The organism is Methylobacterium sp. WL69 (assembly GCF_008039485.1).
Lineage (GTDB): Bacteria > Pseudomonadota > Alphaproteobacteria > Rhizobiales > Beijerinckiaceae > Methylobacterium.
On the sequence record NZ_VRUZ01000010.1, the window covers coordinates 65,312 to 79,258 of the forward strand.

12 protein-coding genes and 1 pseudogene are annotated in these 13,947 nt (G+C 68.0%); 10 read left to right on the forward strand and 3 right to left on the reverse strand.

The window, feature by feature from the left end; genetic code table 11:
• Window positions 1–20 precede the first annotated feature (20 nt).
• The 8 genes from FV218_RS05270 to FV218_RS05305 all read left to right on the forward strand — a co-directional run bounded on the left by FV218_RS05270 (window position 21) and on the right by FV218_RS05305 (window position 9,207).
• Entirely contained in the window at window positions 21–611 is a 591-nt protein-coding gene (locus FV218_RS05270) for a TadE/TadG family type IV pilus assembly protein (RefSeq protein ID WP_281407798.1), read from the forward strand.
• 5 nt (window positions 612–616) lie between these two features.
• Window positions 617–1,219 (forward strand): TadE/TadG family type IV pilus assembly protein, encoded by a 603-nt coding sequence (locus tag FV218_RS05275; RefSeq protein ID WP_187272966.1) that lies wholly within the window; start codon window positions 617–619, stop codon window positions 1,217–1,219.
• Window positions 1,220–1,555: 336 nt separating this feature from the next.
• Window positions 1,556–2,578 carry an HD domain-containing phosphohydrolase gene (locus FV218_RS05280; RefSeq protein ID WP_056095047.1) on the forward strand — a complete coding sequence of 341 codons (1,023 nt, stop codon included), beginning with the start codon at window positions 1,556–1,558 and terminating at the stop codon, window positions 2,576–2,578.
• Between the two features lie 122 nt (window positions 2,579–2,700).
• On the forward strand, window positions 2,701–3,240 hold the full coding sequence (hslV, locus tag FV218_RS05285) for an ATP-dependent protease subunit HslV (RefSeq protein WP_056095050.1): 540 nt from the start codon (window positions 2,701–2,703) through the stop codon (window positions 3,238–3,240).
• An 80-nt stretch (window positions 3,241–3,320) separates the two neighbouring features.
• The gene (locus FV218_RS05290; protein ID WP_147708950.1) at window positions 3,321–4,991 is read left to right on the forward strand and encodes a methyl-accepting chemotaxis protein; all 1,671 of its coding nucleotides are present in this window, start codon (window positions 3,321–3,323) and stop codon (window positions 4,989–4,991) included.
• 49 nt (window positions 4,992–5,040) lie between these two features.
• On the forward strand, window positions 5,041–6,156 hold the full coding sequence (locus FV218_RS05295; protein ID WP_246684994.1) for a hypothetical protein: 1,116 nt from the start codon (window positions 5,041–5,043) through the stop codon (window positions 6,154–6,156).
• On the forward strand, window positions 6,156–7,469 hold the full coding sequence (hslU, locus tag FV218_RS05300) for an ATP-dependent protease ATPase subunit HslU (RefSeq protein WP_147708951.1): 1,314 nt from the start codon (window positions 6,156–6,158) through the stop codon (window positions 7,467–7,469). Before FV218_RS05295 ends, hslU begins: the two co-directional genes overlap by 1 nt.
• 226 nt (window positions 7,470–7,695) lie before the next feature.
• Complete coding sequence (locus FV218_RS05305; RefSeq protein WP_147708952.1) at window positions 7,696–9,207, forward strand: prolyl oligopeptidase family serine peptidase; 1,512 nt, start codon at window positions 7,696–7,698, stop codon at window positions 9,205–9,207.
• On the opposite strand, the gene FV218_RS05310 is transcribed toward FV218_RS05305, so the two are convergent.
• From FV218_RS05310 to FV218_RS05320, 3 genes are all read right to left on the reverse strand, one after another.
• Complete coding sequence (locus FV218_RS05310) at window positions 9,170–10,243, reverse strand: MBL fold metallo-hydrolase (RefSeq protein ID WP_147708953.1); 1,074 nt, start codon at window positions 10,241–10,243, stop codon at window positions 9,170–9,172. The genes FV218_RS05305 and FV218_RS05310 overlap by 38 nt on opposite strands.
• Before the next feature lie 58 nt (window positions 10,244–10,301).
• Window positions 10,302–11,393: an aromatic ring-hydroxylating dioxygenase subunit alpha gene (locus FV218_RS05315; RefSeq protein ID WP_147708954.1), complete on the reverse strand. Its 1,092-nt coding sequence runs from the start codon at window positions 11,391–11,393 to the stop codon at window positions 10,302–10,304.
• Window positions 11,394–11,765: 372 nt separating this feature from the next.
• Window positions 11,766–12,365, reverse strand: a complete 600-nt coding sequence (locus tag FV218_RS05320) for a hypothetical protein (protein WP_082476614.1) — start codon at window positions 12,363–12,365, stop codon at window positions 11,766–11,768.
• 149 nt (window positions 12,366–12,514) lie between these two features.
• Between FV218_RS05320 and pgeF the strand changes: the two genes are divergently transcribed.
• Window positions 12,515–13,276 carry a peptidoglycan editing factor PgeF gene (pgeF, locus tag FV218_RS05325; protein ID WP_147708955.1) on the forward strand — a complete coding sequence of 254 codons (762 nt, stop codon included), beginning with the start codon at window positions 12,515–12,517 and terminating at the stop codon, window positions 13,274–13,276.
• A 275-nt stretch (window positions 13,277–13,551) separates the two neighbouring features.
• Window positions 13,552–13,947 (forward strand): annotated as a pseudogene (locus FV218_RS05330) (porin family protein); the annotation flags it as partial.

Sequence of the window (13,947 nt, forward strand, 5' to 3'; positions counted from 1 at the left end):
ACGCTCATCATCGATCACGGGTGCGTGATCGCTACGGTTTGCCGATCCCGGCGCACCCTTTTCGGCGCACGGTTCGAGCGTTCTTTGCCCGGACGCGACGGGATGCGGATGGAGCGGCGGCGGTCGAGTTCGCCCTGGTGATGGTTCCGCTCTTCGTGGTCGTTCTCTTCGTCATCGAGAACGCCCTCGTCCATTGGATCACCGCATCCCTCGACAACGGCCTCGATGCGTCCATGCGCCAGTTTTACGTCCGCGCCGGTGGGCCGGGGGCCGAGCAGATCGACGGTGTTCGCGCGGAATTGTGCCGGCAGGTCGCGCCCCTCGTGAAATGCGAGGCCTTGAAGGTCGATGTCACGGCCTATGCGAACTTCGCCAGCGTCGATCGCGCCAGTCCCGTCGATCCCATGACGGGGGATTGGCGGCCGGGCTTCGGAGGCCAGCACGGCTGCCTCGCCAAGGGCAGCGTCGTCGTGGTCCAGGCGGCGCTGGCCCAGCACACGTTTCAGGCATTCGGGATCGCCCCGGGACAATTCAGGAACGGCAGCCGTCTGATCAACGCGGCCGCAGTGATCCAGTTGGAAGGAAACTCGCCGGCCGTGGCGGGATGCTGAGCGCGGTGCTGCGGAGGGAGGTCCGGCGCTTCGCCCGGGAGCGGGACGGGGTGGCCCTCGTCGAGTTCGCACTCCTGGTCCCGGTCCTGCTCCTGTTCTATTGCGGCACCGTCGAACTGACCAACGTCCTGCGCCATGCCCGCAAGCTCGACATCCTGTCCCGCACCATCGGCGAAAGCCTCTCTCAGCGCACCCAGCCGACTTCGGCGGAGATCGAGGACATCTTCAAGGCCGCCGCCATCGTCATGGCGCCTTACGACGGCGCCGAAGTGCGCATGAGCGTCAGCGCGGTGGGCGTCGGTGTCGTCCCGCAGTTCGGGCCGTTACAGATCTGTTCGAGCGCAGCGACCCCCGGGGCGCCGCTCCGGGTCCCCGGCACTCCGGCGCCGGTGGTCGAGGCCGAAGCCGTGCAGCCCGCCGGGAGCCGGCTCCTCCTCGTCGAGATCACCGCCACCTACCGGCCCGTTTCGGGGCCCGTCGTGTTCCGGGATGCCGTGCAGGGCGTGGTGCTGGAGCGCAGGACCCTGTGGCCCGTGCGCTACGGTCGGCGCTACGCGAGCCAGAGCCCCGAGATCATCCTGCCCAACGGACTGCCCTGTCCGGCCTGAACGATCGATCGGACAGAGTAGGTCTCCGAAATGTGGCGGGTCTTCGAAACGTGACAGGTTTGCGGACATCGCGGTCGGGCGCGAGGCCGGCGAACGAATTCCTTCACCCTGTGGCGCGGGACGGGATGTCACGGCGCCGCGAATAGTCCAGGAACGCCGCATGTCCCGTGCCACTCCCGGACACGGCCGGATTTCTGTTCCGGCACTGCGGTATGGCGGGAGTCTCGCGAGGGACGCTCAGGGACGCCTGGCAGGGACACCTGGCAGGGACACCTTACCCGGCGCGCCACCCGCCGGCGGGCACAGGACGTGGATCAGGGATCGCAAGGCCGCTCGATGTTCGTGCTCGTTCTCGATGACGCCCCGCTGAACAACATGCTGATGGCCGAGGCCATCCGCACCATCCCGGACTGCACCGTGCGCGACTTCACGCGCCCGGCCGACGCCCTCGCCTTCGTCGAGGCGAATTCCGACGCCATCGGGGTGGCGATCTCGGATTACGACATGCCGGGCATGAACGGCGTCGCGTTCATCCGCGCCGCCCGCGCCGTGCCGGGTTTCGCGCACGTCCCCGTGGTGATGGTGACGAGCCTCGACCAGCGCAGCCTGCGCCGGGAGGCCCTGGAGGCCGGCGCCACGGATTTCCTCGCCAAGCCGTTCGACCCCATCGAGATCCGGGCACGGGTGTCGAACCTGCTCGCCCTCAACCGCGCCCGCATCGACCAGCGCGAGCGCGCGGCTTGGCTCGACCGCGAGGTCAGGGCGGCCACTGCCCTCATCGCCGCCCGGGAACGCGAGATCGTCCTGATGCTGATGAAGGCCGCCGAGCATCGCGACAACGAGACCGGCAACCATGTGGCGCGGGTGGCGGGCCTCGTCGCCCTCATCGCCCGGGGCCTCGATCTGTCCGACGCGGAGGTCGAACAGCTCAGCCTCGCCTCGACCATGCACGATGTCGGCAAGATCAGCGTGCCGGATACGATCCTGCTGAAGCCCGGCCCCCTGACGCAGGACGAGCGTCGCGAGATGGAGCGCCACGCCGAGCGTGGCCGGCGCATCCTCGAGGGCTCGTCTTCGCTTCTCATGCAGCGCGCCGCCGAGATCGCCGCGACGCACCACGAGCGCTGGGACGGCAGCGGCTACCCGGCGGGACTCGCCGGCGAGGCGATCCCCCTGTCCGGCCGCATCGTCGCCGTGGCCGACGTGTTCGACGCGCTCACCTCTGACCGGCCCTACAAGAAGGCCTGGAGCGAGGCCGAGGCCCTCAACCATATCCGGGCGAATGCCGGCTCGCATTTCGACCCCGCCTGCGTGGCGGCCTTCGTGCGGATGCTGCCGAAGGACGAGACGCCCGCCTGATCCCCGCCGGTTGGCGCCGGACCGCCCGAGGACCTATCTCCCGCCGGACACGACCGACAGGACGGGAGACAGCCTTGGCATACGGGACGAGTTCGGGACACGAGACCGGCGGACCGCCGCAGATGCACGCGACGACGATCCTGATGGTACGCAAGGGCGGGCGCGTCGTCATCGGCGGCGACGGGCAGGTCAGCCTCGGCCAGACCATCGTCAAGGGCAACGCCCGCAAGGTGCGGCGCCTTGCGAAGGGCGCGGTGATCGGCGGCTTCGCCGGGGCTACGGCGGACGCCTTCACCCTGTTCGAGCGGTTGGAAGCCAAGCTCGAACAGTATCCGGGCCAGCTCACCCGCGCCTGCGTCGAGCTGACCAAGGATTGGCGGACCGACCGCTACCTGCGCCGTCTGGAGGCGATGATGCTGGTGGCCGACCGGGAGGTCAGCCTGCTGCTGTCGGGGGCCGGCGATGTGCTGGAGCCGGAACACGGCGTGATGGCGATTGGTTCGGGCGGTAACTACGCCCTGGCCGCCGCCCGCGCCCTGGAAGATGGTCCCCACGACGCGGAAGCCATCGTCCGGCGGGCCATGGCAATCGCGGCCGAAATCTGTGTCTACACCAACGGCAGCCTCGTCATCGAAGCCTTGGACACTGCAGAGGTTGGATGATCATCGGCCGTTGATTAACGATCCTTTGCAGGATTGCCCCTAAGACAAGGCGAAAAGGTGCCTGGGGGGAATCGATCATCATGCGGATCAGGGCGAAAATTCTGGCCTTCGTCATCGCCTGCAGCGCGATGACGCTTCTCGTGGCGGGGGTTGGGGTCTTCACCTTGCGAGCGTTCGACGTGGCCATCGAGCAGGGGCGCCTCGCGACCCAGCGCGCCCTCGATGCCGCGCGGCTCAACCGCCACGTCACCACCATCGCCCTCGAGTCCCGCGGCATCTACGCCGCCAAGGACACCGCCGATGCCGTGAAGTACGCGGCACGTCTGCGCCAGAACCTGGCGGACATGAATGCGGTTTTGGCGGCCTGGCCGGCCCGGATCACGCCGGCCGAGGAAGCCTTGTTCGCGAAGGTCGCCGAGGGTGCGGCGGTCTTTACGCCCCTCCGGCTCGAGACCGCGCGTCTCGGCACCGAGGTCTCGCCGAAGGCCGCCGCCGAACAGGGCTTCACCGAAGTGAACCGAGCCAACCGACAGGCCTACCAGGATAGTATCGATGCCCTGGTGGCCGACGGCCTGTCCCGCCTCACCGCCATCGAGCGCGCCACCGACGATCTCTATGATCAGCGGATCGTGCTTCTCGTCGCCCTCGCGATCGGAGGCCCTCTCGCCTGCCTGCTCATCGGTGCCGTCATCGGCAACAGCCAGATCGCCCGTCCCCTCGTGGGCGTCGCGACGGCCATCCGGCATCTGTCCGAGGGCAACCATCATCTTCCCGCCATGGCGGCGCGCCGTGACGAGATCGGCGACATCCAGCGCAGCATGCAGGTCTTCGCGGCCGCCATGCGGGAAGCCGAGGCCCTGCGGACCGATCAGGATCGGGCGGCCTCCGATGCCAGCACCCGGCGCCGGACCGAGCGGGTCGACCTCGCCGACCGGTTCCAGGGCAGCGTCGGCGGCCTCGTCGGGACTCTGTCGGGGGCGGCCTCCGCCATGGAGGACACCGCTCGCACCATGGCGCGCAGCGCCGAGCGCGCCGATGCCCAGTCGAACGCCGTGATGGCGGCGGCCAACACCACGGCCCTCAACGTCCAGGCCGTTGCAGCCGCCACCGAGGAACTCGCCGCCACCGCCGACGCCATCGGCCAGCAAGTCGCCCAGACCTCCTCGGCCGCCGCCGGCGCCGTCGAGAGCGCCCGGCGCACCCATGCGCGGGTCGAGATCCTCGCCACCAGCGCCGCCCGCATCGGCGACGTCGTCGCCCTCATCTCCAACATCGCCGGCCAGACCAACCTCCTGGCGCTCAACGCGACCATCGAGGCGGCCCGGGCCGGCGAGGCCGGACGCGGATTCGCCGTGGTGGCGGCGGAAGTGAAGGAACTCGCGTCCCAGACCGCCCAGGCGACGCAGGAGATCACCAGCCAGATCGCCACGATCCAGGCGGCGACCCGGGAGACCGTGGAGGGCATCACCGAGATCGGCACCACCATCGGCGGGGTGCACAGTATTGCCGAAGGGGTCGCCGCCGCCGTTCAGGAGCAGCGGATCGCCACCCAGGCCATCGCCCGCAGCATTTCCGACGCCGCCCTCGGCACCCAGGACGTGACCCAGACCATGGCGCAGGTGCGCGAATCGGCGGCCGAGGTCGGCATCGGTGCCGCGCGGGTCCTCGACGCGGCGGCCGAACTCTCGCGCCGGACCACCACGCTGGACGACGAGGTCACCGGCTTCGTCGGCACCATCCGGGCGGCTTGAACCCGCCGCCACCCTGGTAAGGCGGGGCGCGCGCGCTTAAGTCGGCAGCGTGCAACACACCCCGCTCGCCCCAACCGTCGCCCCCACGGGCGACGGTCCATCCGCCGGCCACGCGGCGCTCCTGCGGAGTGCCGTGGCGCGTGGCATCATCACGGACGATCAGGCCCTGGCCCTCGACCGCTTGGCGCGGGAGGACGGCGCCGCCCCGGACGAGCCGCGCGACGACGAGCGCCTGCGCTTCATCACCGGATTCGCCGACATCTTCGTCACCATCGGTCTCGTGCTGTTCCTCGGGGCCGCCACGTATTTCGGCCTCGACCACCTCGGCATCGCGGCTGGCCACGCGGTCGTGGCCGTCCTCGCCTGGGGCCTCGCCGAGTTCTTCACGCGGGCGCGGCGCATGGCGCTGCCGAGCATCGTCCTGCTGCTGGCCTTCGCCCATGCGGGCTTCTCCGCCCTGGCGGCGATCCTGCTCGGCCCCACGCGTCACGGCGGCGCGACCGTGTTCGACACCCTCGACGTTTCGCCCGGTGCCGCGCTTCCGATGGCTGGCGCGGCCCTCGGCACCGTCTTCCTCGTCGCCGCGCATTACCGGCGCTTCGCCGTGCCCATTACCGTCGCGGCGGGGGCGGCGTCCACCGCCGGCCTCGCCCTCGCGCTGATCCTGGCCGTGGCCCCCGGCTTCGCCGAGCGGTTCCTCGCCGGGCTCCTGTTCCTCGCCGGCCTCGCGGTCTTCGCGTTGGCCATGCGATTCGACCTCGCAGACCCGAAGCGGCTGACCCGGCGGACGGACATCGCCTTCTGGCTCCATCTCCTCGCCGCACCCCTGATGGTGCACCCGATCCTCAGCACCCTGGCGGGCAGCGGCGACGGCGAGCGCGGGGCGATGCTGGCGGTGCTGGCCATCGTTCTGGTGCTGGCCTTCGTCGCCCTCGCCATCGACCGGCGGGCGCTCCTCGTGTCCGGCCTGGTCTATGCCGGCATCGCCTTCGGTGCCCTGATCCGCGACGCGGGCTTCACCGGTGCCACGGTGCCGGCGAGCCTCCTGGCGCTGGGCACGTTCATCCTCGCCCTCAGCGCCGGCTGGCATCCCCTGCGCGGCCGCGTGTTGCGCACCCTCCCCCGCCCCTGGGCAGCCCGGCTGCCACACCCGATCGGAGCGTGATGACCACCTTCTCTCCCCGCGAGATCGTCTCGGAACTCGACCGCTTCATCGTCGGCCAGCACGATGCCAAGCGCGCCGTCGCCATTGCGCTGCGCAACCGCTGGCGGCGGCAGCAACTGACCGGCCCCCTTCGCGAGGAGGTCGCGCCGAAGAACATCCTGATGATCGGCCCGACGGGATGCGGCAAGACCGAGATCGCCCGCCGCCTCGCCCGACTCGCGGGCGCGCCGTTCCTGAAGATCGAGGCGACGAAGTTCACGGAGGTCGGCTATGTCGGCCGCGACGTCGAGCAGATCGTGCGCGACCTCGTGGAGGTCGGCATCGGCCTCAAGCGCGAAGAGAAGCGCCGGTCCGTTCAAGCCAAGGCCGAGGCGGCGGCGGAAAGCCGCATCCTCGACGCCCTGGTCGGTCCGACCTCCGGTCAGGCCACCCGCGACAGCTTCCGCAAGAAGCTGCGGGCGAGCGAACTCGACGACAAGGAGGTCGAGATCGAACTGAGCGGGGCTGCGCCCGGCGGCCTGCCCATGTTCGAGATCCCCGGCATGCCCGGCGCCTCCATGGGCGCCGTCAATCTCGGCGACATGCTCGGCAAGGCGCTCGGCAATCAGAAGGGCAAGCCGCGCCGGATGACGGTGAAGGAGGCTTATGCCCCCCTGCTGGCGGAGGAATCCGACAAGCTGGTCGACACCGAATCCTTGACCCAGGAAGCCATCCGCGAGGTCGAGGACAACGGCATCGTCTTCCTCGACGAGATCGACAAGATCTGCGCGAAGGAAGGCCGCTCCTCCGCCGACGTCTCCCGCGAGGGCGTGCAGCGCGACCTGCTGCCCCTCATCGAGGGGACGACGGTGGCGACGAAGCACGGGCCGGTGAAGACCGACCACATCCTGTTCATCGCCAGCGGTGCTTTCCACGTCTCGAAGCCGTCCGACCTCCTGCCCGAGCTGCAGGGTCGCCTCCCGATCCGGGTCGAGCTGCAGCCGCTGACCGTCGAGGATTTCAAGCAGATCCTCACCACTACGGAAGCGAGCCTGCTGAAGCAGACCGTGGCGCTCATGCTCACAGAGGGCGTGACCCTGGAATTCAGCGATGACGCCGTCGATGCCCTGGCGAAGGTCGCCGTCGACGTGAACAACTCCGTCGAGAACATCGGTGCCCGCCGGCTCCAGACGGTGCTTGAACGGGTCATCGACGAGATCTCGTTCACGGCCACCGACCGGTCCGGCGAGACCGTGCCCATCGACGCGGCCTATGTCCGCGCGCGGGTGGAGAGTCTGGCGGCCAACGCGGACCTGAGCCGATTCATCCTCTAATCCTTCTCTGTCCTCATGGTGGCCGGTTCGACGCGGAAATGTCGGCACCAACAAAAATAGAGCGTTTCCCTAGTCAGCGGATCATGGACAATGCTTCGAGAGGCAGCGGAATGGGGCGAGGTTAATCTGATAAAGCCGTATAGTCTCAGGCTATGATCGGTATTATCTGATCCGAAATATTACGGTAATTATACTGCGGGGTTGCGAGATCCGCCCCCTTGGCACTATGAATGTCCCGGACGTCCGACCTTTGTCGGCCAATGGGGGTCTCGTCGTGTTGTGGAAATTCCCAGTCTTTCTAATATTGCTCGGGTGTGCGCTCGGGCGGACAGCAGCCGCCAAAGTCGAAGTGGATTCTAATGGTCCGAGTGCACCACTTGATCGGCAGGTTCTCAAGCTCCGTGGCGACCCTGCCCGGCCCGTCACCCTACAGGTGAATGTGGTCATGCCTGATGGAGTTGGTCCTTTTTCTCTGGTAATTTTCAATCATGGCTCAGACGGAATTCCGGAAATACAATCGTTATACAATCACGATCAACACGCCGGAATTTACTACTTCCTATCGCGAGGGTATGCCGTCGCTTCACCGATGCTTCGAGGCTACGGAGGATCGGGCGGTCAGCAGAGCAGCCACTACGGTTGTCGTCTCGACGCCACGGCGCGTGACAATGCCAAGGATATTCTGGCGGTCGTCGATCAATTGCCGAAGGTCCCCAGAATCGACACTCGCCGTATTATCGTGGCGGGCGCCAGCTACGGGGGATGGAACGCCTTGGCTGTCGGTGGCATGCGGGATTCGCGGGTCAAGGCTGTGGTCAATTTCTACGGGGGCGTTCGTGCCTCCATGTGCGAGGACGGTGATGCAGCCCTCAGTCGCGGAGCGCGCATCTTCGGCAAGACTAGCCGGGTGCCGTCCCTTTGGCTTTACGGAGAGAACGACAGTCTTTTTCCCAGACCGCTATGGGAGGCCATGCATCGAGCCTATATCATCGGGGGTGGATTGGCCGAAATCCCTCTGCTCGGAACGTTTCAGAAGGATGCGCATGGTTTCCTTGGTGCTTCCTCCAGCTTGGATCTCTTCGCCGCCAAATTGGATGCTTTTCTCTCGCGAACCGGATTTCCGACTGAGACCGTCTATCCTGAGTATATTCCCCAATTACCACCGCCCCCTTCCCACTACGCGGCCATCGAAGATGTCGATGCGGTGCCTTTCCTGAATGCCGAGCAACGGGAGGGGTATCGCAAGTTTCTCAAGGCACCGCAGCCGCGGGCCTTCTTCATCGTAAGAACCAACGGAACTTTGGCGACGGACAGCGGATACGATCCGCTGGGGCGCGGTTACGCGCTTTGCAAGCAGAAAAAGCTGGCGTGCCGATTGTACGCAGTCAACGACGATGTCGTCTGGACCTATCCAAAGCCGCCTCCTCCGGCGACCCGGTTCGCGGCTTTCGAGGATGCGACTGCGATCCCCTATCTCGATGCCAAGGGTCGCGACGCCTACGACGCATACCGTCGAATGCCGCGTCCCAAGGCCTTCGTGATCGCCCCGAACGGTGTGTGGCGATACGCGTCCGGCGACATGGATGCCGTGGCGGCCGCCATGACGAGTTGCGCGACGGCGCATCCGGCCTGCAAACCATACGCGGTGGATGGACACGTCGTTTGGCCGGGAACATCCGCGACGATCCCCAAGGATCGTTTCATCCCTCCCACACCTGCCCGGGCCGCAACGCCGTGAACCGCTCGGGTGGAATGCTGTTATCGGCGCAGGCCGCGGCCAGGGCCTCCACCGGCTGCTCGATGCCCTCGTCGGTCAGCTGGAACGTGCCCCAATGGTGCCCGAGCATCTGATCGGCGCCGAGGAGCAGCCCGGCCGCCACGGCCTCGGCGGGGTCCATGTGCTGATCCCTCATGAACCAGCGCGGCTCGTAGGCGCCAATGGGCAGGGTGGCGAGGCGTGGCGGCCCGAACCGTGTCCTGGCGTCGCGAAAGATCCCGCCGCCGCGAAAGGCGGTGTCTCCGGAGTGGTAGTGGACGCCCACGGGGGTGGTCAGCACGAACGAGCACCACAGGGCCATGCGCTTGTCGTTCACGCCCCGGGCCGACCAGTGGTTGGCCGGCGTGAGATGCACCGTGACGCCGCCGCCGAGGTCGACGGATTCGCCCCAGTCGCGGGTCTCCACATGCATGGTGTCGTCGTAGGCGCGCAGGATCGCGTCGTTGCCGAGCGGCGCCAGGATCAGCGGCTGGTGCTCCTGCCACAGGCGCGCGACGGTGGGGCCGTCGAGGTGGTCGTAGTGGTTGTGGGTGATGAGCACCACGTCGATGGGGGGGAGATCGGCGTAGGCGATGCCCGGCGGGTTCACGCGCTTGGGGCCGGCGAAACGCAGCGGGCTCGCGCGGCGGGCGTAAACCGGATCGACCAGGATGTTGCGCCCGGCGACCTGGAACAGGTAGCTCGCGTGGCCGATGAGGGTGACGCGCAAGCCGGAAGACCGCTCCGGCGGCCGGTCCTGGAACGGGCTCGGATCATGCTTCGGCCAGAGCGCGCGCACGGGTGCGTCGACACCGCGGCGCTTGCGCCAGCGGCCGATGTCCGCGAGCGTCTTGTCGGCGGGCTGGTCAGGTCCGTGAAAGCGCAGGCCGTCGAAATGATTGCTCTTCGGCCCCCGGTAGTACGGGTTGCGCCCACGCTTGTGCGCGGCATAGCCGACGCCGCCGAGGGTCATCACCGTGGCGGCGCTGAGGGCCGTGATCAGGCTGTTGCGTTTCATGCACCGGAGATGGCCGCGGCCGGCGCGCAATCAAGCGGCCACGCTTCGACGCCGCGGCTCACGAGCGCCAGCGCAGTTCCTGGGGAGCGAGGGGATTGCGGAACGGCCGTCCGTCCCGCGCGGCGGCGAGCGCCTCGCGCTTGAGGCGAAAGTACCATTGCGACGGCAGGTCGCCCTGGCCGAACAGCACCATGGTGGGCTTGCGGTCGAGGCCCGCTTGCGCGTGCTGCAGCACCTGCTGATCCTGGGTCAGGAACTGGCGCATGAGCACCCGGGCCACGGGCTTCAGCGGGTTCAGCACCGGCATGTTCCAGTAGAGCGCGTTGGTCAGCAGGGTACGGTCATGGCTGAGCGGGGTCGCGAAGGTGTAGTTCGCCACGCGCTTGGCCCCCGCCACGATCCGTTCCAGGCGCACGCCGGGCAGGCGGAATTCGATCTCCACCGCCGGCGCACCGCCGAGCAACCGGTAGACCGGCGAACTCGTGGTGGTGGCGTGGCTCGTCATGGTGAAGCCGTGCGGCGTCGGCGTGAAGGTCTTCACCTTCTCGCGCAGTTCCTTCGAGGGGCGGAACCACCACGAATCGTGGACGAAGGCGACGTGGCCGGGATCGACGAGGCTGAGCGTCGTGAGGTCGAACGAGGCTTCGACCACGAGCTCGATGACGACGGAGCCGGCGGCCTCGAAGCCGAGTTCGGGCAGGGCCGGCACGTCCGAGCCCGTCGGCGGGCCGAGAGAGGGGTTGACCCAGGCAAAGCCCGCGCTCTCGCGGATCGGAAAGCGCTGCACCTGGATCTTCGAGAAATCGGCGGCGTCGGACGCCGACAGGGTCGGCACGTCGCGGCAGCGTCCGTCGGTGCCGAAGCGCCAGCCATGGAACGGACAGGTCAGGGCGGTGCCGTCGAAGCGCCCCTTCGACAGGGCCATGCCGCGATGGGGGCAGCGGTCGCGGAGCGCGAACGGCGCGCCCGACGCTTCGCGCCCGAGGACCATCTGCTCGCCATTGAGTTCGACGGCCCGCAGGACGCCGGCCTTGAGGGACCCGGAGCGGCCGACGCAGTACCACGCATCGCCGAGTGGCTGGCGCATGGCGTCGGGATCGAGGGCGGCCTCGTCGGGGGACGGCCCCCGCACGGACGGACTGGCGGACATGGGCGGTTCCGGTCACGCCCCTGCGGGCGGGTGCCGCTGTCTTAGACCCGGCGTCCCGTCCTTGGCCAGGGCAGGCGGGGGCCAGGTCAGGCGGGCCCCAGGCGGGGGAGCGGCGGAAGGGCGCAACCGAGGGCCTTCCCAAACGCCGAGGCGCCACCTACGTTCGTGACAGTCGCAACGAACGAAAGGAGGTGATCCAGTGTCTCATTGTCATCAGCCGCTCTCCCCGGCCACCCTGACCTGGACCGTCGCCTCCGGCGCTACCGTTTAAGCGCTCGGCGGGAAGATCAAGGGAACGGCCGGACCCCAGCGGTTCGGCAATGGAAGGCCCGCCCCTCGAGGGGCGGGCCTTCGGCCTTTCAGGGAGCCGCTTCAGCGGCGTTGGAACAGCGGTTGTGCCAGGGTCTCGGCCCGGGCCATCCAGAGATCACGCTCGGACCGCATCTGGGCGAGCTGCTCGGATTCGGCCTCCATCTTGGCGCGCAGGTCGCGGATTTCGCGGGCGACGGTGCCGGTCAAAGCCTTGAGCTGGTCGCGCTCGGCACAGACGTCGTCGAGGACCCGCATCTCCGATTCGAGGTGGCCGCGCAGGCCGCGCAGTTCGTCCGCCAGGATGGCCTGGAGGCTGTCGTAGCGGTCGGTCTCGACCCGCAGCTTGGCCTTCAGCATCAGATTTTCGGCCATGAGATCCGACAGATCTCCTTCGGCGTCGATCATGGGCGACGGCGTCGGAGCGCCCAAGGGTGCGACCACACGCGGCGTCCAAGCCGGCGTTTCGCCATGGGTCTCGGCGGGCGGCATCTCCGCCCGGGACTCCGGCAGATCGTAGGATGTGTCCGAGCGGGCTGCGGAATCCTGTGCCGCATGCGCGGCCGTCGCCGCCTTCATCGCAGCGAGCCAGTCCCGCAGCGGACCCGGCTGAGGGCGGCCGGGCTGATCGTTGGGCGGGTACTGGCGGGCGGGTTCCGACATCGGACAGGTCCTCGGCTTTCGCGAGTATCCGACCAAAATATGCTTAAGGAAGTATGAAACTCCACAGCGAGACCGTTACCCGACGGACGGGGTGACGGTCGTCGGGCCGATGCCTTATCGATGCAGTCCCGTCGCCGGATTCCCCGATCATGTTTCTCGAAGCACCCGAACTTTCGGCCCTGCCCGGCCTGCGCCACGCCTTCTTCACACGGGAGGGCGGAGTGTCCGAGGGTCTCTACGCGTCCCTCAACGGCGGACTCGGTTCGGCCGACATGCCGGCGCGGGTCGCGGAGAACCGTGACCGGATGTGCGCCGAACTCGGCGTGGAGAGTCTCGTCAGCCTGTATCAGGTCCATTCCGCGAAAGCCGTGGTGGTCGAGGCGCCCTTTCCCCCCGACGCACGCCCCCAGGCCGACGCCATGGTGACGCGGGTGCGGGGCCTCGCCCTCGGCATCGCCACGGCCGATTGCGGCCCGATCCTGTTCGCCGATGCGGAACACGGCGTCATCGGCGCCGCCCACGCCGGCTGGAAGGGCGCCCTGACGGGCGTGATCGACACGACCGTCGAGGCCATGGAGGGGCTCGGCGCACGGCGCTCGGCCATCGTGGCGGTGCTCGGGCCGACGATCTCGCAGGGGGCCTACGAGGTCGGTCCCGACTTCATCGCCCGGTTCCTCTCGGAAGCGCCCGGCTGCGAAGGGTTTCTCGAGGCGGGTGCACGGCCCGGCCATGCCCAGTTCGACCTGCCGGGTTTCATCGCCGCCCGCCTCGCCCGAGCCGGCGTCACCCGCGCCCATAACCTGGGAGCCTGCACCTATGCCGACCCGGATCGGTTCTACAGCTACCGCCGCGCGACCCATCGGCACGAGGCCGATTACGGTCGTCTGATCTCAGCCATCGCGCTGGCGTGATGGCGTCGGTCGAAGGCGCATCCGCATCCCGCGACATTCCGCCCAGTAAAAAATCGGAACAAAATGCACTTTCGATTGAACCTTGGCCGTGGGGGCGCGTTGCCGGTTCGAGTTGCTCAAGGAGTGAGGCACGGACTGCCACAAAGGGGCCGCCTTCCCGGCCAGCGGCGTGTTCGTAAAGCCACAGCTTCTTTGGGGCGACTAGCCTAAAGACGGGGAACTGCACCGGATGCCTCCAAAAGGAGCGGCGGGGCGCAATGGTAGAGGACCAGACTATGAAATTCATTCTTCGGAGCGCAACTGCGCTGGCCGGCATCGTGATCGCCGGTTCTGCTTTCGCCGCCGACCTTCCGCGTCGCGCCGCTCCGCCGGTGTTCGTGCCGGTTCCCGTGTTCACCTGGACGGGCTTCTACGCCGGTTTCAACGCCGGTTACGGCTTCGACGCCTCCAGCAACAGCGCGCCGACCGTCATCGGCGTCAACGGCGCCAGCACGCTCGTTCTGCCGGGCACCAGCCAGGCGATCGCCTTCAGCAACGGCAAGAGCAACGACGGCTTCGTCGGCGGTGGTCAGATCGGCTACAACTACCAGTTCACCCCGGGCTCCGGCTTCGTCGTCGGCGTCGAGGCCGATGCCCAGTACGTCGATTTCGGTCGTGAGCGGAACCGCTTC

Coding starts and splice junctions, on each gene's coding strand:
- FV218_RS05280 (WP_056095047.1), top strand. CDS start 1,556: ATGTTCGTGCTCGTTCTCGATGACGCCCCGCTGAACAACATGCTGATG.
- hslV (WP_056095050.1), top strand. CDS start 2,701: ATGCACGCGACGACGATCCTGATGGTACGCAAGGGCGGGCGCGTCGTC.
- FV218_RS05290 (WP_147708950.1), top strand. CDS start 3,321: ATGCGGATCAGGGCGAAAATTCTGGCCTTCGTCATCGCCTGCAGCGCG.
- hslU (WP_147708951.1), top strand. CDS start 6,156: ATGACCACCTTCTCTCCCCGCGAGATCGTCTCGGAACTCGACCGCTTC.
- FV218_RS05305 (WP_147708952.1), top strand. CDS start 7,696: ATGAATGTCCCGGACGTCCGACCTTTGTCGGCCAATGGGGGTCTCGTC.
- FV218_RS05310 (WP_147708953.1), bottom strand. CDS start 10,243: ATGAAACGCAACAGCCTGATCACGGCCCTCAGCGCCGCCACGGTGATG.
- FV218_RS05315 (WP_147708954.1), bottom strand. CDS start 11,393: ATGTCCGCCAGTCCGTCCGTGCGGGGGCCGTCCCCCGACGAGGCCGCC.
- FV218_RS05320 (WP_082476614.1), bottom strand. CDS start 12,365: ATGTCGGAACCCGCCCGCCAGTACCCGCCCAACGATCAGCCCGGCCGC.
- pgeF (WP_147708955.1), top strand. CDS start 12,515: ATGTTTCTCGAAGCACCCGAACTTTCGGCCCTGCCCGGCCTGCGCCAC.